This window comes from Anaerotruncus sp. 1XD42-93, assembly GCF_009917605.1.
Lineage (GTDB): Bacteria > Bacillota > Clostridia > Oscillospirales > Ruminococcaceae > Anaerotruncus.
This window is the reverse complement of record NZ_QZEG01000002.1, coordinates 72,493-92,022: the sequence shown is the minus strand read 5'-3', so window position 1 is coordinate 92,022 and position 19,530 is coordinate 72,493. Positions and strand designations below refer to the sequence as shown.

Here is a 19,530-nt window from a genome sequence, read left to right as displayed (position 1 = left end):
TCCTTATTTTTTATCATAGGTCTCTTGGTCTTATTCTACCAAGTTAAGCTGCAAAATGCAAGCCTAAAAGACAGATTATTCCGCTTTTTTGCCGCGGGAACTCATGATGTCCTCGGCAATCGACTTCGGAACCTCGATATAGTGGCTCGGTTCCATAACATAACTGCCGCGTCCCTGGGTTTTGGAGCGCAGATCGTTGGAATAACCGGCCATCTCGGAGAGCGGCACAAACGCCTTGATCTCCTGCGCACCGAACACCGCTTCCATTCCCTGAATCTGTCCGCGGCGGCTGTTCAGGTCGCCGATAACATCGCCCATATAGTCCTCCGGAGTGTTGACCGCAACCTTCATGATCGGTTCGAGCAAAACAGGGTCAGCTTTCGACATCGCCTGTTTGAACGCCATCGAAGCGGCGATCTTGAACGCCATTTCAGAGGAGTCAACCTCATGGTAAGAACCGTCGTAAAGGGTGACCTTCACGTCAACGACCGGATAGCCGGCGAGCACTCCCGCCTGCATTGCGCCCTGAATACCCTGGTCGATCGGACCAATGTACTCTTTGGGGATCGCACCACCAACGATTGCATTGATAAACTCATATCCCTTGCCGCTCTCGTTCGGCTCGATCTTGATCTTGACGTGACCATACTGGCCTTTACCGCCCGACTGACGTGCATATTTGTGATCGACATCAGCAAGCTTGCGGATGGTCTCCTTATAGGCAACCTGCGGTTTACCGACGTTCGCCTCGACCTTGAACTCACGGAGCAGACGGTCGACAATGATCTCCAGATGGAGCTCGCCCATGCCTGCGATGATCGTCTGACCGGTCTCCTGATCGGTCCAAGTCTTGAAGGTCGGATCCTCCTCGGCGAGCTTACTCAGGCCAATGCCCATCTTTTCCTGACCAGCTTTGGTCTTAGGCTCGATCGCCAGGTTGATAACCGGCTCCGGGAACTCCATCGACTCGAGAATGATCTCGTGTTTCGGGTCGCAAAGGGTATCGCCAGTGGTCGTATTCTTCAGGCCAACTGCCGCAGCAATGTCGCCTGCATAAACCGTATCGATATCCTTGCGGTGATTGGCATGCATCTGAAGGATACGGCCCATACGCTCGGAATTCTGCTTGCTCGAATTATAAACAGTCGCTCCTGCATCGACAGTACCCGAATAGACGCGGAAGAAGCAGAGCTTGCCCACATATGGGTCGGTCGCGATCTTAAACGCCAGAGCCGCAAACGGCTCTTTATCGCTCGCATGGCGAACCTCGGACTCTTCAGTCTCGGGGTTGGTCCCCTTGATCGCCTCAATATCGGTCGGAGCCGGCATAAAGTCGATCACCGCATCGAGCAGCTTCTGGACACCCTTATTTTTATAAGAGGTACCACAGCAGACCGGAACAATGTCGTTATTAATTGTCGCCTTGCGCAGCGCAGCTTTGATCTCTTCGATCGTAATTTCCTCGCCCGCGAGGTATTTCTCCATGATCCCCTCATCGGTTTCGGAGATCGCTTCGAGCATCTGCTCACGATACTCTTCCGCCTTCTCCTTCATCTCCTCGGGAATCTCCTCGACGCGCATATCCTTGCCGAGGTCGTCGTAATAGATGTCCGCCTTCATCTCGATCAGGTCGATGATCCCTTTGAAAAAGGTCTCTGCACCGATCGGGAGCTGGATGGGCACCGCATTACATTTGAGGCGCGCGCGCATCATATCGACGACACGATAGAAATCCGCGCCCATGATGTCCATTTTATTGACATATCCCATACGCGGGACATGGTATTTATTTGCCTGGCGCCAGACGGTTTCCGACTGAGGCTCAACGCCGCCCTTTGCGCAGAATACGGTGACCGAGCCATCGAGCACTTTCAGCGAGCGCTCAACCTCAACCGTGAAATCAACGTGTCCAGGGGTGTCGATGATGTTGATTCTGTGGCCCTTCCAGTAACAGGTGGTCGCAGCGGAGGTGATGGTAATACCACGCTCCTGCTCCTGCGCCATCCAGTCCATTGTCGCCGTACCCTCGTGGGTCTCACCAATCTTGTGGTTGATGCCTGTATAATACAGGATTCGCTCGGTAGTGGTGGTTTTTCCGGCGTCAATGTGGGCCATTATGCCGATATTACGGGTTAATTCCAAAGAGACGTCTCTTGGCATAGTGTCCTCCCTTATTTTTTGCGCACCGACGCCGGTTCAGCAAAAGCTGACCCCGCCGGGTGAAAGATAAAATAGACCTGCGAAAACCCGTAGCGCATTACCAGCGGTAATGTGCAAACGCTTTGTTTGCATCCGCCATCTTGTGGGTATCCTCGCGTTTTTTCACCGCGCCGCCGGTCTGGTTCAGCGCGTCCATGATCTCCCCGGCCAGACGCTCTTTCATCGTCTTTTCGCCGCGGTTTCTGGAATAGTTGGTGATCCAGCGCAGACCGAGGGTCTGACGGCGTTCCGGACGGACCTCCATCGGAACCTGATAGGTGGCGCCGCCGACACGGCGTGCTTTTACCTCCAGCACAGGCATGATGTTTTCCATCGACTGCTCGAAAGCCTCCAGCGGGTCCTTGCCGGTTTTTTCTTTGACAATATCGAATGCACCGTATACAATCTTCTGGGCAACGCCCTTTTTCCCATCATACATGATGTTGTTGATCAGGCGTGTCACCAGCTTGGAATTGTAAACAGGATCAGGCAAAACGTCACGTTTTGCAATGCGACCTCTTCTTGGCACTTCGCTTCCCTCCTTCATAATTGTAATGAATTCATTGGTACTCGAAAGTGACAAAACTTCCGTACGTGCCAGTTTTCAGCCGCTCATCTATTATGATAGCCTGAAAATGGCAAAATACTCGAAAAGTTTTATTACTTCTTGGCACCAGCCTTCGGACGTTTGGCACCGTATTTGGAACGGGCCTGCATCCTCTTCGCAACGCCCTGCGCGTCGAGCGTACCGCGGATGATGTGGTAACGGACACCAGGGAGGTCCTTAACACGACCGCCGCGAATCAGAACCACGCTGTGTTCCTGCAGGTTGTGGCCGATGCCCGGAATATAGGACGTGACCTCAAAACCATTGGACAGCCTGACCCTTGCAACTTTTCTGAGCGCGGAGTTCGGCTTTTTCGGGGTGGAAGTTCTGATAGCAGTGCAGACGCCCCTCTTCTGCGGCGAATTCTGATCGATCGCAACCCGTTTTTTCGAGTTCCATCCTTTCAGGAGCGCAGGCGCAGTGGACTTCTTCACCGTGACCTCTCTACCCTTGCGGACAAGCTGGTTGAAGGTTGGCATATTTGCACCTCCTTAAATAAAAATTTTATTTCAAGGGGCAGAGGAAATCCCCTGCCCCGCTGAAACCAGAACCATGAGTAATCTCACAGTTTTTTATTATATCCTGTGACCGCACCCCTTGTCAATACATACATTTAAATTTTACAATTTTTGTACAGATGCACAACAAACAGGCGCGTATCCACACCGATGCTGGAGAAAATCCGGAAAATCAGACCGTTTGAGCGGCGTCTGAAGGTTCGCCGTCCAGCTCGGTAATGAAGTCATAGTCTCCTTTTTCGGCGTTCGAATCCATGCTGACCAGTTCGAGCGTGTCATAATCGACCGTACCGGTACCAGCCGGCACCAGCTTACCGATGATAACATTTTCTTTAAGGCCAGTCAGCTTGTCGATCTTGCCTTTGATTGCAGCTTCGGTCAGCACACGGGTAGTCTCCTGGAACGAAGCTGCTGACATAAAGCTCTCGGTCGCCAGCGAAGCCTTGGTGATTCCCAACAGGACCGGAATCCCCTCCGCATGACGGCGAATCCCACCGTCCGCCGCGTTCAGCTCGTCGACCTCGCGGTTGACCTGTGCCAGCTCGCTCTTTTCAATATTCGAACCGGAGATCAGCGCGGTGTCGCCGCCGTCTGCAATCTTGACCTTGCGCATCATCTGGCGGACAATGACCTCGATATGCTTGTCGTTGATGTCAACACCCTGTGTACGGTAGGTGCGCTGCACCTCTTTGATCAGATAATCCTGCACTGCGAGATGTCCACTGACCGCAAGGATTTCGTTCGGCTCAATCGCGCCTTCGGTAATCATATCGCCTTTTTTGACACGGTCACCTGCCGAAACACGCAAGGTGGAACCATAGACCACCTGACGCTCGAACCGTTCGCCATCATCCGCAGTGACGACCACAAAGTCGCCGCCCTTGGGATCCTTCTCGAACGAGACTTCCCCATCCAAATGGGAGATAATCGCGCTGTTCTTGGGCTTGCGGGCCTCGAACAGCTCTTCAACGCGCGGAAGACCCTGTGTAATATCCGAGGTGGACGCAATACCGCCTGTGTGGAAGGTACGCATGGTGAGCTGGGTACCCGGCTCACCGATCGACTGTGCCGCTATGATACCGACCGCCTCACCGATCCCAACCGGCTGACCGTTGGCAAGGTTGGATCCATAGCATTTCGCACAGACGCCGATCTTGGACTCGCAGTTGAGCGGGGTCCGGATTTTGATTTCAGTGAAGCCCGCATCACGGATTTTGATTGCATCCGCTTCGGTCATCATCTGGTCGCGGGAGACGATTACCTCGCCGGTGGCCGGGTCTACCACGTCGTCCGCCACGTAGCGGCCAATCAGACGCTCGGTGAAGTCCTCGATGACACGCCCGCTGTCCACGATGTCGCAGACCACAAGCCCCTCATGGGTGCCGCAGTCGTGCTCTCGGATAATGACCTCCTGCGAAACGTCAACCAGACGTCGGGTCAGGTAACCCGAGTCAGCGGTACGCAGCGCGGTATCGGCAAGGCCCTTACGTGCGCCTCGGGAGGAGTTGAAGTATTCGAGGATGTTCAAGCCCTCACGGTAGTTCGCCTTAATTGGGATTTCAATCGCACGTCCGGAGGTATTTGCAATCAGCCCGCGCATACCGGCAAGCTGCTTGATCTGGTCCATTGAACCACGCGCGCCCGAATCTGCCATCATGAAGATCGGGTTGCTTGAGGTGAACGTATCGGTCAGTGCATCCTTAATCTTGGCCGAGCAGTCGTTCCAGGTGGTAACCACCCGCTCGTAACGCACATCGTCCGAGATAAATCCGCGGTCGTACTGCCGTTTGATCGTCTCGACCTTCTTCTCCGCCTCTGCGATATATTCCGCTTTTTCGGGCGGGATCACCGCATCGTAGACCGCAACAGTGATCGCGCCTCTGGTAGAATATTTGAAACCCTGCGCCTTGATCCGGTCGAGCACCTCGGCCGTTTTCGCGGTGCCGTAGGTACGGATACATTTATCAATAATTTTTCCAAGCTCTTTCTTGCGCACCAGAAAGCTGACCTCAAGGTCAAACATCCGCTCAGGGTCATCGCGGTTGACATAACCGAGATCCTGTGGAATCGGATCGTTGAAGATGATGCGCCCGACTGTCGCGTCGATGATTTTGGAAAGGGACCGGTCGCCCACTTCACGGGTCACACGGACTTTGATTGGCGCATGCAGTCCAACCGCACCCGCCTGGTACGCCATCAACGCCTCATCACAGTCACGGAACACCTTGCCCGCGCCCTTTTCATCCTCACGCAGCATGGTGAGGTAGTAGGAGCCAAGCACCATGTCCTGCGTCGGGACCGCAACCGGCTTACCGTCCGACGGTTTGAGCAGGTTGTTGGCCGCGAGCATCAGGAACCGCGCTTCAGCCTGTGCCTCGGCAGAAAGCGGGACATGCACCGCCATCTGGTCGCCATCGAAGTCCGCATTATACGCAGTACAGACCAGCGGATGCAGTTTGAGCGCACGTCCTTCGACGAGCACCGGCTCGAACGCCTGGATTCCTAGGCGGTGAAGGGTCGGTGCGCGGTTGAGAAGAACCGGATGGTCCTTGATAACCACTTCAAGACAGTCCCAAACATCCTTGACAGTGGCGCGCTCGACCATCTTACGCGCATTTTTGATGTTAGTGGCGACCTTGAGATCGACCAGACGCTTCATAACGAACGGCTTGAACAGCTCGAGCGCCATCTCCTTGGGCAGGCCGCACTGGTACATCTTCAGCTCCGGGCCGACGACGATAACCGAACGCCCTGAGTAGTCGACACGTTTGCCGAGCAGGTTCTGGCGGAACCGGCCCTGTTTGCCCTTGAGCATATCCGAGAGGGATTTCAGCGGGCGGTTATTCGGGCCGGTGACCGGGCGGCCGCGGCGGCCGTTGTCGATCAGCGCGTCGACCGCCTCCTGAAGCATCCGCTTTTCGTTGCGCACAATGATATCGGGTGCACCCAGTTCAAGCAGTTTTTTCAGACGGTTATTGCGGTTGATAACCCGGCGGTAGAGGTCGTTCAGGTCGGAGGTGGCGAACCGTCCGCCGTCCAGCTGAACCATCGGACGGATGTCCGGCGGGATAACCGGCACCACATCGAGAATCATCCATTCAGGCCGGTTTTGGCTCTGGCGGAACGCCTCAACCACCTCAAGCCGCTTAATCAGCTTGATCCGTTTCTGTCCGGCAGCGGTTTCGAGGTCGGTTTTCAGCTCTGCAGCTAGCTTGTCGAGATCCAGCTCGGCAAGCAGCTCCTTGATCGCCTCCGCACCCATGCCGGCGCGGAAATCGTCCTCATACGCTTCCTTGAGATCGCGGTATTCCTTTTCAGAAAGCAGGGTATATTTTTTCAGGTTGGTCATGCCGGGATCAATGACCACATAGGATGCGAAATAGAGCACCTTTTCGAGCAGGCGCGGGGACATGTTGAGCAGCAGCCCCATACGGGAACTGGTGCCTTTGAAATACCAGATGTGGGAGACAGGCGCAGCCAGCTCAATATGGCCCATCCGCTCGCGGCGAACCTTGGAGCGGGTGACCTCGACGCCGCAGCGTTCGCAGACTTTTCCCTTGTAGCGGATACGCTTATACCGTCCGCAGTAGCACTCCCAGTCCTTGGTGGGTCCAAATATCTTTTCACAGAAAAGCCCTTCCCGTTCGGGCTTTAACGTGCGGTAGTTGATGGTTTCGGGCTTCTTGACCTCTCCGCTCGACCATTCACGAATCAGGTCGGGCGACGCCAGTCCGATTTTGATTGATTCAAATACGTTAAATTCCAAATGCGAACCCCTCTTTCTTGTTTATGGCAGAATCTTTCCGGCGAGCTGCGCAGGGATTCCCGCGCGATCCTGCCTAGAAATTGTCGTCATTCGGGATGTTGTCCAGCCCGAGTACCTCGAGCGGGTCAAAGCTGTCCTCCAGGTCGAGGTCCGGCTCCATGTCGAGCAGGTCGAGATCCGGTTCCGCATCCGGATCAACGTCGGGATGCTCAATGTCAAACCCGTCCTCAAACTCCCCGGCAACCTCTACCCCTTCCATGAGGGAATCGTCCACCGGTGTGAGGCCCATGTTGTCGTCATCGTCAAACGTCTGCTTGAGATCGATCTCCTGATCGTCCTTATCGAGCACCCGCACATCAAGGCCGAGCGACTGAAGCTCCTTAATCAGAACCTTGAATGACTCGGGAATGCCCGGTTTCGGCACATTCTTGCCCTTGACGATCGACTCGAACGTCTTGACGCGGCCCACCACGTCATCCGACTTGACAGTCAGAATCTCCTGAAGGGTATAAGCGGCGCCGTAGGCTTCCAGCGCCCAGACCTCCATCTCTCCAAACCGCTGTCCGCCGAACTGTGCCTTACCTCCCAGCGGCTGCTGGGTGACCAGCGAGTACGGGCCGGTCGAGCGGGCATGGATCTTATCATCAACAAGATGATGGAGCTTGAGATAATACATATAGCCGACAGTGACCGGGTTGTCAAACAGTTCACCGGTACGCCCATCGCGCAGCCAGGTTTTACCATCTCGGGACAATCCGGCCTGCTCAAGGCAGTCGGCGATGTCCTCTTCGTTCGCACCGTCAAAAACCGGGGTCATGACCTTCCAACCCAGCTCTGCGGCAGCGCGGCCCAGATGCACTTCAAGCACCTGTCCAATGTTCATACGGGACGGAACGCCCAGCGGGTTGAGCAGGATGTCGAGCGGACGCCCATCAGGCAGATAGGGCATATCCTCCTGCGGCAGTACGCGCGAGACAACACCTTTATTGCCGTGGCGGCCCGCCATCTTATCTCCAACGCTTAATTTACGCTTCTGGATAATGTAGCAGCGAACAACCATGTTCACGCCGGGTGACAGCTCGTCACAATTCTCGCGGGTGAATACCTTGACATCGACCACCGTACCATATTCGCCGTGTGGGACGCGGAGTGAGGTGTCGCGCACCTCACGGGCCTTCTCGCCGAAGATCGCACGCAGCAGCCGCTCTTCAGCATTCAGCTCGGTTTCACCCTTGGGTGTGACCTTGCCGACCAGAATATCGCCTGCACGCACCTCCGCACCGATTCGGATAATACCGCGCTCGTCCAGTTCCTTAAGGGCATCGTCACCCACGTTAGGGATATCGCGGGTGATCTCCTCCGGGCCGAGTTTGGTGTCACGGGATTCGGTTTCAAATTCCTCGACGTGAATCGAGGTGTAGATATCATCTTTGACCAGACGCTCGTTGATGAGAACCGCGTCCTCGTAGTTATAGCCCTCCCAAGTCATGAAGCCGATCAGCATGTTGCGTCCAAGACTGATCTCTCCGCCGTCGGTCGAGGGACCGTCGGCAATTACCTGCCCGACCTCTACCCGCTCGCCCTTTGCGACAATCGGACGCTGGTTGATGCAGGTACTCTGGTTGGAGCGCATGAACTTGATGAGGTGATAGGGGTGGCGCTCGCCCTGCGCGTCACGGATAACGATCTCGTTGGCACAGACCGATTCAACTTCGCCGGAATGTTTGGAAACGACCGCAACACCCGAGTCAACTGCGGACTTATACTCCATACCCGTTGCGACAATCGGGGCCTCCGGGATCAGCAGAGGTACCGCCTGACGCTGCATATTCGCGCCCATGAGTGCGCGGTTGGCGTCGTCGTTCTCGAGGAACGGGATCATCGCGGTCGCGACCGACACCACCATTTTAGGCGAAACATCCATATAATCGACTTTTTCGCGTTCGCAGACCATTACCGCATCACGGTAACGGACGCTGACCCGCTCGTTGGCAAAGGCCCCTTCGGACGTAAGCGGCTCGTTCGCCTGTGCAATGACATACATGTCCTCAATATCGGCGGTCATATATTCCACTTCATCGAGCACCCGCCCGGTCGCCTTGTCAACCCGGCGATAAGGCGCTTCGATAAAGCCATATTCATTGATTTTTGCGAAGGTTGCAAGATAGGAGATCAGGCCGATGTTCGGGCCTTCCGGAGTCTCGATCGGGCACATCCGCCCATAGTGGCTGTAGTGGACGTCGCGGACCTCGAATCCGGCGCGGTCACGGGACAGACCACCGGGGCCGAGGGCGGAAAGGCGGCGTTTGTGGGTCAGCTCGGCGAGTGGGTTTGTCTGATCCATGAACTGGGAGAGCGGAGAGGAGCCGAAAAACTCCTTGATCGAAGCGACCACCGGCCGGATATTGATGAGCGCCTGCGGGGTAATGACATCCATATCCTGCGCCTGGGTGGCCATCCGTTCACGGATGACACGCTCCATACGGGAAAAACCGATCCGGAACTGGTTCTGGAGCAGTTCACCGACCGAACGGATGCGGCGGTTGCCCAGATGGTCGATGTCATCGACCGTTCCGACTCCTCTGCCCAGTCCGCAGAGATAGTTGATCGAAGCGAAAATGTCGTCCTTGATGATGTGTTTGGGGATCAGCTCGTCATGACGTGCGACGATCTGCGTTTTTTTCTCATCATCGGTGGCGCAATTCTCAAGGATTTCGCGCAGCACGACAAACCGGACCTTCTCATTGACGCCCAGTTCGGAGCAGTCAAATCCAACGAAGTCGTGGATATCAACCATGCCGTTGGAAAAGACCTTGATTTCACCGTCCGCATCATCCTTGAGGTAAACGGTATCCACGCCCGCTTTTCCAATCCGTTCAGCGAGTTCACGGGCAAAGACATCGCCTGCATCGGCAAGCAGTTCGCCGGTGAGCGGGTCGATAACCGGACGGGCAGCTGTGCGCCCGAGGATGCGCGGCGCGATCGCAAGTTTTTTATTATACTTGTAGCGTCCCACCTTGGAGAGGTCATACCGGCGCGGGTCGAAAAAGAGCGCGTCGATGTGGCTCTGAGCGGACTCAACGGTCGGCGGCTCGCCAGGGCGCAGCTTGCGGTAGACCTCGAGCAGCGCCTCTTCGAGATTGACCGTCGAATCCTTCTCGAGTGTCGAGAGGATCAGCGGGTCGCTGCCGAACATCTCCAGAATCTCGTCATTGGAGGAAAGACCCAGCGCCCGGACAAAGGTGGTCACCGGCAGTTTGCGGTTTTTATCAATACGGACGTTGTAAACGTCGTTGGAATCGGTTTCATATTCGAGCCATGCGCCGCGGTTGGGGATGACCGTGGCAGTAAAAAGCTGCTTTCCGCTCTTGTCGTGCGCCGCACCGTAGTAAACGCCCGGAGAACGCACCAGCTGCGAAACAATAACACGCTCCGCGCCGTTGATGATGAAGGTTCCGCTCTCGGTCATCAGCGGGAAGTCGCCCATGAAAATGTCCTGCTCCTTGACCTCCCCGGTCTCTTTGTTGAGCAGGCTCGCCCGCACCCGAAGAGGGGCCGCATAGGTCGCATCGCGTTCCTTGCACTCCTCAATCGTGTACTTTGGCTTATCGTCGAGGTGATAGTCGATAAAATCCAGAACCAGGTTGTCCTGATAGTCGGAAATGGAGGAAATATCCTTAAAGACTTCCTTCAGCCCTTCATCCAGAAACTGCTTGTACGAATTTTTCTGAACCTCAATCAGGTTCGGCATCTGAAGCACTTCATTGATGCGTGAAAAACTCATACGGGTGGTTTTGCCCTGTGTAACCGGCTTGACATTCACCATAGGCTTTGATCACTCCATTCATCTGATTTGCCCCCGGGCTGGGGGCATGTGTGTCCGCCGCGCCAGAAAGGCGCTGTGAATTCCCCGGCTCCCCTTTCGGCAAACTCTGCGGTGACGCACAGCGAAAATTGCAAAAAAAGGTTGCCAAACCTGTCGAAATCTGTTATAATTGATTACGGCAGATTACAGAAAACGCCATTTTGATACAGTATATTATTTTACCATGGTTGGTCAATCATGTCAAGCGCAATTTTGTAAATAATCCAAAAAACCCTTTTTTTGCAAACGATAATGGAAATTTACGTAAAAGCTCCGGCAGAATCGTCTGTCGGAGCTTTTGTGCTTTTTGAAATAAAGATACCTTTTAACAAGCAGGCGTAGATGCATCTTTGAGTCTGCCTGAAACCAGCCTTCTGTCCGCCCTCATCCCCATCCCTTTGTGCAGGTAAATAGCACTTTTCGCCACAGGCTTTTCCAAAGACTGGCATCACATTGACAAACACTACTCCTTTGAGCGGATGTACGCGTCGATCGCTTCCGCCGCAGTCTTCCCCGCACCCATTGCCAGAATGACAGTAGCAGCTCCGGTGACTGCGTCACCTCCGGCAAAGACCCCTGGTTTGGTGGTCGCGCCGCGCTCGTCTGCGACCAGGCAGCCGCGCCGGTTGGCCTCCAGCCCAGTGGTAGTCGAGCGGATCAACGGGTTGGGGCTGGTTCCGATCGCCATAATCACCGTGTCTACTGGGAGAAAGAAGTTGCTCCCCTCCTTAACGATCGGACGGCGGCGCCCGGACTCATCCGGCTCTCCAAGCTCCATCTCGACACATTCCATGCCGGTCACCCGTCCATCCTGATCCCCGGTGATCCTGACCGGATTGTTGAGCAGCTTAAAGACGATCCCCTCTTCCTTGGCGTGATGGACCTCTTCCGCACGCGCAGGCAGCTCCTCCATCGAACGGCGATAGACGATATAGACCGTCTCGGCACCCATCCGCTTGGCACAGCGTGCCGCATCCATCGCAACATTGCCGCCGCCGACCACCGCGACCGCATGGCTCTTTGCAATCGGGGTATCATATCCCTCCTGGTATGCCTTCATCAGATTGATACGGGTGAGGTATTCATTGGCCGAATAAACGCCGAGCAGGTCCTCCCCCTCGATATGCATAAAACTGGGAAGTCCCGCGCCTGAGCCGATAAAAACCGCCTCATAGCCCTGTTCAAACAGCTCATCCACCGAGTCCACCCGGCCGATCACCATATTGGGGCGGATTTCTACCCCCATCTGCTCGAGCTTGCCGACCTCCTTCGCCACGATCGACTTGGGAAGCCGGAATTCCGGGATTCCGTAAATCAGCACGCCGCCCGCCGCGTGGAACGCTTCATAGACGGTGACCGTATATCCCATTTTGGCGAGATCTCCCGCACAGGTCAGCCCGGCGGGGCCAGCTCCCACAACTGCCACGCGGTGCCCGTTGGGGGCCGGCTTTTCCACCTTGTCCTCCCCATAGGCTAGCTGCCAGTCAGCGACAAACCGTTCGAGCCGGCCAATTCCGACCGGCTCCCCCTTGATTCCGCGCACACATCTGCCCTCGCATTGGGTTTCCTGGGGGCAGACCCGTCCGCAGACCGCCGGAAGCGAGTTTGTCAGCGCAATCTCCTGATAAGCCCCGGCAAAATCCCGGTTGGCAACCTTCTCGATAAAGGTGGGGATATGTACATTGACCGGACATCCCGCAACACACGGCTGATTCTTACAGTGGAGGCAGCGCGCCGCTTCTTCGACCGCCATCTCTTCGGTATAGCCGGTCGCAACCTCAAGGAAGTTATGGTTGCGCACATCCGGCTGCTGTTCCGGCATCGGAACCTTATGAGGTGCCATATTAGCCATTTCGTTTCCCTCCCGTCAGGCGGCAGACATGCGAACGGTCCGCCGCTTCGCGCTCTTTGTAAAAGGTGTTGCGCTTCATCAGCTCATCAAAATCCACCTGATGCCCGTCGAAGTCAGGCCCGTCCACACAGGCAAACTTGGTCTCTCCGCCGACCTTGACCCTGCATCCGCCGCACATACCAGTCCCGTCCACCATGATAGGGTTAAGTGAAACCAGCGTCTTGATTCCATACGGTCTGGTGGTCTCGGCGACAAACTTCATCATGATGACCGGGCCGATCGCGATGACCTCGTCGTACTGCCGGCCTGCCTCAATCAGCTCCTGGAGCTTGTTGGTCACCAGACCCTTCTCGCCATAACTGCCATCATCGGTCATGAGGTAGAGATGGTCGGTGACCGCCTTCATCTCCTCTTCGAGGATCACAATATCTTTGGAACGGAACCCCGCGATCATGTCCACCTGTTTGCCCGCATCATGCAGTGCTTTTGCCTGTGGGTAGGCGATCGCGTTGCCCACGCCGCCGCCGATCACGCAGACCCGCTGCACCTCCGGGGCGATCTCGGTTGCAACACCGAGCGGCCCCACAAAGTCAAGGATCGAATCCCCTTCCTCCAGTGCGTTCAGCAATCTGGTCGAAGCTCCGACCATCTGGAAAATAATCGTCACAGTGCCGCGTTCGCGGTCATAGTCCGCGATGGTCAGCGGGACGCGCTCCCCCTGTTCATCCACGCGGAAGATGATGAACTGTCCGGCCTTTGCCTTGCGGGCAATGTGCGGCGCTTCCACCTCCATCAGTGTCACGGTGGGATTCAGTGCGCGCTTGGTCACAATTTTATACATATAGCCCTTCCCCCCAGCTACAAAATAGTCCAAAAAATAGTCCAAAAAATAGTCCAAAAATAGTCCAAAAATAGTCCAAAATGTTGCTCAATTTTTCAAAAAATCATGGTTTTCACGGCGAGCCGCAGCCCGTCACAGGCGGGATATCAGCACGAGATCCGGCAGAACCCCGCAGGACGCGGAACGCTTTGTCCCATGAGGCACTTTTTGCTCCGGCCTAAAAGGTCAGTTTTCCTATGTAAGCCGGCAGTCGGGTGAATTGCTAGCCAAAGGGCAGCAGGAGGGGACTTTTTGCAAGCGAAAAAGCCCCTGCAAAAGACACTCCAAACAAAGCCGCCTGTCTTTTAGATATTATAGCAACCTTTCAGGCGGACTGCAACAAGGAATTTGTACAGGCCCGCAGCTTCATGGCTGTTCCTCATCCTGCCTCTGGAGCAGACCCGGACGCCCCGCTCACCTCGACCTCACATTCAGCGGTATATCCGCCCTCCTCGGTCGTGACCCGAACCGTCGTCCTTCCCTCCGAAACCGCGGTCACCGTCCCGGACTGGTCGACACTGGCAATCCCTGCATCCGCCGATTCCCAGACCACCTTCTGGTTTTCCGCTTCCGCAGGCTCAATAGCCGCCTCAAGCGCCGCATTCCCTCCCGCTTCCAGATTCAGCTGGCTGGTATCAAGCGATACGCCGGTCACTTCAACCGGTGTATCCGGCTGATCCTCATCATCCCCGCTGCCGGTCCCGCCGCCCGACCAGGCCCCGGCCAGATAGCTGCTGATCCCGCTGGCAATCCCCTGCGCGATCCGGTTCTGATACTTCGAGTTAATCAGTTTGCTGTATTCGGATTCGTTCGAGATAAAGCCTGTTTCGATCAGCACACAGGCGAATTGGGACTCCCGGGTCATGTAGTAAAGCCCGGACTTTGCGCCGCGGTTGACAGTATCGAGCGCAGCGGAAACATTTGCCGAAATCAGCGCTGCAAGCTGTTTCTGGAACGGATAGAAGTAATAGACCTCGCTTCCCTTCGCCTCTGGATTCCAGTTGGTGTTGTTGTGCACACTTACCAGGACCTGCGGATTGAACGCCCGCGCCGATTCCAACCGTGAAGCCATCGTGCTGCCGGGCGTAACCATCAGCACCGACGCACCCTGGCTCTTCAGCTCGTCGGCAAGCCGCTGGGCAATCTCGAGGTTGATATCCGCTTCATCCTTGTCCGGATAGAACCCGAGTGCGCCAGGGTCGTTTCCGCCATGCCCCGGGTCCACGACAATCCGCGCCCCTGAAAGCGAACCGGGAGAATTGTTAAACCGCAGCACCAACCGGGTCTCCTCCTCATAGTACGCCCGGTAACCGATAAATCCGCCCGGCTTCTTGAGATTGAGTGTCAGATCGGAGCCGCTCCATTCAGCGGAGGTAAAGAGCGCGTTGTCGCTGCCCAGCGTCCGGGATTCGGGTACAGAAGCAGTGTAGGCAAACTTGAACACGATCCGGTTTCCGTCGTAAGCGACGGTATAGGGAATCTTGCTTCCAGTCGTGAGCGAAACGGTGGTATACCCTCCCGAAGATTTGATGCTCATACCTGAAATTTTGTTGTTGTCCGGCATCTGTCCGCCGGTCGTGATGTCCTTGGAGTAGACCCGCACGCCTGATTGCAGTTTCCAGTAGCTCTTAGTCGTGTTGCCGTTTTTATAGATGATTTCGCTCCCGTAGGTGCGGTCGACCGTTCCCCGCGGCAGTGGATAATATCCAGAGTGTGAGCTGTCGTCCAGGGACGAGATCGGGAAGGTCTCCGCCTGATCCGCTACCACCTGCACCACGACGCCGTCCCCCATCTTAGCTTTCTTGTTGACCGTCACTGATGCTCCTTCCAAGGTCATCGAATGCCCGTCCGACATGACCGCCGTGACTGAGATCGCGCCGAGCTTTGTCGCCGATTCGGATGCAGAAGGCATGGTGAATACCCCGGTATAGGTACGGTATCCGGAATCGCGGTCGGTGTCGTCCCCCTCGAACTCGGTCTCGATGAGGGTGATCTGCTGCCCGCCAAGCGACGCAGTGACCGATGAACCCTCATAAGCCAGCGCGGTGACAGTCACAGCCATACCGCCATCCACACTGATCGCACCGGTCGGCTGTATATCCTTCAGAACAATGACCTCGCGGGTGATCTGATAGGTGAACGTCTTGTTTTTATGGGAGATTGCAAAGGTGTTCAGGCCCTCCGCCAAATCCTTCCGGACTGTGAAATAGCCGCTCTCATTGCGGGGAATCTCCTCCCCGTTGATCGTGACCTTCTCCCGCGGGTCGGACGCGCCCTGAAAGGTGACAGTCGGTTCCCGCGTCTTATAGACCAGCTCGGCCGGTTTGCTGATCGAAAGCTGCTGGAGAACATAGGTCTCGTCGATCTCGTTGTTCATGTACTGCACCAGCATAGTGGTCGTGCCGCCGGGATTGTCCGCAAGGGCTTTCAGCGAACGGAACGCGCTTCCACTGCCCACACCGATGTCCCGCAGGTCGATCACCTGCTTAGTGAGCTGCTCCATCACCTGCCAGCCATACGGCTCGACACCCAGCCGCTCGTTGGCGTGCATCGTGTAGAGGGTCACACCCGCGCCCTCCGCGACCCCTTTCCACCAGCGTGCAACCGTCCGGAACTCCGCTTTCGGATCGGTGGTTGAATCGAAGTTGCGGACCATCACAAAATCGAACTGTCCACTTTCGACAAACTTTCTGGTATCCGCGTTGCCGGTCCCGAGCGAGGTAGCATCGGCCGCCGTCTCGCTCCCGTCCGGATTGACCGACTGATTTTCCCAGACTGCGTCTACCATCAGGCCCACCTGCGTTCCCGGCGCGGCCTGACGAATCGCATCCGCCGCCGCCAAAACCATCGCCTCCGGAATCTGCCGGAGATAGTTTTGGTAGCCGATTCCGCCGCCGCTTTGCAGATAGGACGCATAACGCTCCGCACCGGATGGGGCGTCATAGTTTTGCAGAAGGATGCCGTCAAACTGGTATTTCCCGGCGAATTCCCCAATGCTGAACCGGATGCTGTCAAGCGTCTCCCCGTCGGCAGAGAATCCCCGCAGAAAATTTCCATCCGCATCCGCGAGGTCGGAGACATCGTAAGTCGCATAGACAAAAAAACCCATTTCCCGCGCCTGCGCCGCGAGGTAGTCTACACAGTCAAGCTCTGTCTGCGCCATCTGGAGCGCCGAGCTGGTGAACAATACGCTGCCCTCCCACTTGGTGTCGATAATGATGCTATTCATCGTCAACTCCTGTGCCTGCTCCAGCGCCTGGTCTATCTGTGCGGCAACTGCGGCGCGCGAGCGGTCCTCTCCGGTCAGGTAGTCCCGCCCTGCGGTGATCTGCACCGCGCGCATCTCCTCCGGAACGTTGAAATAGACCGGTTCTTCCGGCTCCTGCGGCTGTTCAGATGGTTCGGATTCGTCCGATGTCTCGGATTCCGAAGGGATATCCGTTTCCCCTTCCGGCAGGGACGGCGAATCCGGTCCGGACATGGAGGAATCCGGCGTCGGCTCGCCTTGTGAGCTGCTGCTTCCCCCCCGTTCTGGCAGCACCGTCTCAACCGGCGAACTACCGGATGCCTTGCCGTAAGGATTTCCCTGCAACAACGCCAAAACGCCCGTCAGCAGTGTGATCGCAACGAGCACTGCTGACAGGACGATTGCCATTTTCTTCTGATTTGGAGCCGGTTGTTTTGCCATAGGCGCCCTCCGATGCGCGGGAAAAGCCGTTTACAGGATTTTTTTCAGGTTTTCCCGCTCGATGCGCACCTGAGGCGTATCGGTGGAGAAGAGAGAATCGTAACTATAGATCGCGAACCCACCGTAATGGGACGCCTTTCGCGCGGTCTCGACCATCCGGGCGAGGATGTCCTCGGTATTCAGCCATTCCCCGCTGCCCGCGCCTGCCCACTGATCTTCGGTGCCGAGCTTATAGGCTGCGATTCCAACGTAAAGCTTGATGGTCGGGACTTTTATCATTCGGTCCCATTTTTCAACCGTCTGCGCATAGGGATTGGTGCCGTTCTCAAACCCGTAGTAAATCTGCGGGCAGATGTAATCGAGATAGCCGGGATTCGCAAGCCATTTCTCAACATCAATGAACTGGCCGTTGTAGTTGTTCTGGGTGTTTCCCTGCGGGCTGATCCCGAACAGGCAGTTGGGATCTATCGACTTGACCGCCGCATACACCTCCCGCACCAGCTGATTGACATTTTCACGGCGCCAGTCCGCCTGCGGAAGGCTGCTCTTTGCCGCACGCCAGGTCGCCTGATCGAATGCCATATCGGTGGTGGGGTAGAAATAGTCATCAAAGTGAATTCCGTCCACATTATAGTTCGCAACGATCTCCTTCACTCCGTTGACAATCAGTGCCCGCGCCTGTGCACTCCCGGGATTGTAGTAGATGCCGCCATTCCATTCGACCACGCTGTCGCTGCCCGATTTGAGCCATTTCCGGGCCTGATTTTTGCTGGAAAGCGCATCCTTATAGCCACTCAGCCGCACCCGATAGGGATTGATCCACGCTTCGATCCGCAAACCATGTTTATCCGCGATCTCGCACATGATCTCAAGCGGGTCATACCCAGGATTTTCCCCCTCGGTCCCGGTCAGCAGATAGGACCACGGAAAATAATCCGACTGGTAGAGGGCATCTGCAAACGGGCGCACCTGTGCAAATACGGTGTTAAACCCCTCGTCCGCAATCTTGCCGAAAGCGGTGTCGATGTTGCTGGTAAACTCCGCTTGGGTTTTGTTTTCCGCCAGCGGCCCCAGGGTGAGGTAGGAGAACCAGACCCCGCGCGCTTCCCCCTCGACCGGCTGGGCGGGCTGGGTCCGCTTGGCGAGCATTACCGCCTCCCCCTGTTCCGGCATCCCCTGCGAAGCGGCAGATTCCTCCTCCATCTCCGGTTCAGATGGTTCGGACGGTACCTGGTCTATTTCCTGGGAAACGAGCAGGCGCCCATCCTCTGCGGAAGGGGCCTCCACCCCATAAACGCTCCGGCTCTCTGACCGGCTGAGCAGAATTTCAGCATCCTGTGCGTCCGACACTCCAGGCTCTGCGGAGGCGCCCGAAGAGACAGAAGCCCTATCCGGCCCGCTGCATCCGGCGAACGACAGCACCATACAAGCCGCCAACAAAAGCAAGCCGGACAGAAGCAATATACCACACCATTTTCTCACATTTTTCACAGGCAAATCTCCTCCTGCCGCATGACATCATTCAGAATTTATGTTCATTTTACACATTTCGACCGTTTCGGTCAAGTGCAAAAGAATTGACAATTTCAAAAAATCAGATACACTAAAAGAAAGAGCGTTCTATTCCGCACTTGAAAAAACGTTTGAAAATGGAAATGATTGCTTTTGGCAAGGGCGCAGCATCGGCCATGTCCGCCTCCTGCCAAGGCTCCGTCGATCTCTCTATTTCCAAACAATCCCTGGACTGGAGGACACAATATGTTTTTTATAGGTATATTCGGTACAGATGCAAAAGTAGTACCCGTTGGCCAGATTTCAGGCGTCCCCTGCGCTGCCTGCGGCCGTCAGGCAGATTTCAGCGTCTGCCGCCAGTACAGCTATGTCCATGCATTTTTCATCCCGTTGGTCAAATATGGGGCATCTTACCTCGCCACCTGTCCGCATTGCGCCAGCGTCTACGAGCTGAACCCCGAATCCGGTAAACAGATGCTGCGCGGTGAACCAGTGCACCCCTCCCCGTCTGACCTGCACCTTCTAAAAAACAACTGTGTCCCGCGCTGCGCATCCTGTGGCGCTCCACGTCAGCAGGGGGATGTCTTTTGCAGCAAATGCGGCACAAAATTGTGAGTACACATTTTTTTAACGTCATATTTTT

Annotated in this window: 10 protein-coding genes; 1 reads left to right on the top strand and 9 read right to left on the bottom strand. The window is 55.9% G+C overall.

The features are described 5' to 3' along the window. Window positions 1-75 precede the first annotated feature (75 nt). From fusA to D5269_RS01235, 9 genes are all read right to left on the bottom strand, one after another. Window positions 76-2,160: an elongation factor G gene (gene fusA, locus D5269_RS01275; RefSeq protein WP_016315398.1), complete on the bottom strand. Its 2,085-nt coding sequence runs from the start codon at window positions 2,158-2,160 to the stop codon at window positions 76-78. Window positions 2,161-2,257: 97 nt separating this feature from the next. Continuing rightward, on the bottom strand, window positions 2,258-2,728 hold the full coding sequence (rpsG, locus tag D5269_RS01270) for a 30S ribosomal protein S7 (protein ID WP_016315397.1): 471 nt from the start codon (window positions 2,726-2,728) through the stop codon (window positions 2,258-2,260). A 131-nt stretch (window positions 2,729-2,859) separates the two neighbouring features. Then, the gene (gene rpsL / locus D5269_RS01265; protein ID WP_016315396.1) at window positions 2,860-3,285 is read right to left on the bottom strand and encodes a 30S ribosomal protein S12; all 426 of its coding nucleotides are present in this window, start codon (window positions 3,283-3,285) and stop codon (window positions 2,860-2,862) included. A 211-nt stretch (window positions 3,286-3,496) separates the two neighbouring features. Beyond that, on the bottom strand, window positions 3,497-7,090 hold the full coding sequence (rpoC, locus tag D5269_RS01260) for a DNA-directed RNA polymerase subunit beta' (RefSeq protein WP_016315395.1): 3,594 nt from the start codon (window positions 7,088-7,090) through the stop codon (window positions 3,497-3,499). A gap of 73 nt (window positions 7,091-7,163) precedes the next feature. Then, a complete protein-coding gene (gene rpoB / locus D5269_RS01255; protein ID WP_016315394.1) occupies window positions 7,164-10,916 on the bottom strand; it encodes a DNA-directed RNA polymerase subunit beta in 3,753 nt (1,250 codons plus the stop codon). A gap of 502 nt (window positions 10,917-11,418) precedes the next feature. Next, window positions 11,419-12,807 (bottom strand): NADPH-dependent glutamate synthase, encoded by a 1,389-nt coding sequence (gene gltA / locus D5269_RS01250; RefSeq protein WP_120481751.1) that lies wholly within the window; start codon window positions 12,805-12,807, stop codon window positions 11,419-11,421. Beyond that, complete coding sequence (locus D5269_RS01245; protein WP_022788264.1) at window positions 12,800-13,648, bottom strand: sulfide/dihydroorotate dehydrogenase-like FAD/NAD-binding protein; 849 nt, start codon at window positions 13,646-13,648, stop codon at window positions 12,800-12,802. The genes gltA and D5269_RS01245 overlap by 8 nt, the downstream gene beginning before the upstream one ends. Before the next feature lie 418 nt (window positions 13,649-14,066). Continuing rightward, window positions 14,067-17,375, bottom strand: coding sequence for an N-acetylmuramoyl-L-alanine amidase (locus tag D5269_RS01240; RefSeq protein WP_120481749.1), 3,309 nt, complete (start codon window positions 17,373-17,375; stop codon window positions 14,067-14,069). A gap of 30 nt (window positions 17,376-17,405) precedes the next feature. Then, a complete protein-coding gene (locus D5269_RS01235) occupies window positions 17,406-18,866 on the bottom strand; it encodes a family 10 glycosylhydrolase (protein ID WP_120481746.1) in 1,461 nt (486 codons plus the stop codon). 267 nt (window positions 18,867-19,133) lie between these two features. Here D5269_RS01235 and D5269_RS01230 point away from each other — a divergent pair, with 267 nt between their 5' ends. Next, window positions 19,134-19,502 carry a zinc-ribbon domain-containing protein gene (locus tag D5269_RS01230; RefSeq protein ID WP_120481744.1) on the top strand — a complete coding sequence of 123 codons (369 nt, stop codon included), beginning with the start codon at window positions 19,134-19,136 and terminating at the stop codon, window positions 19,500-19,502. Window positions 19,503-19,530: the final 28 nt, after the last annotated feature.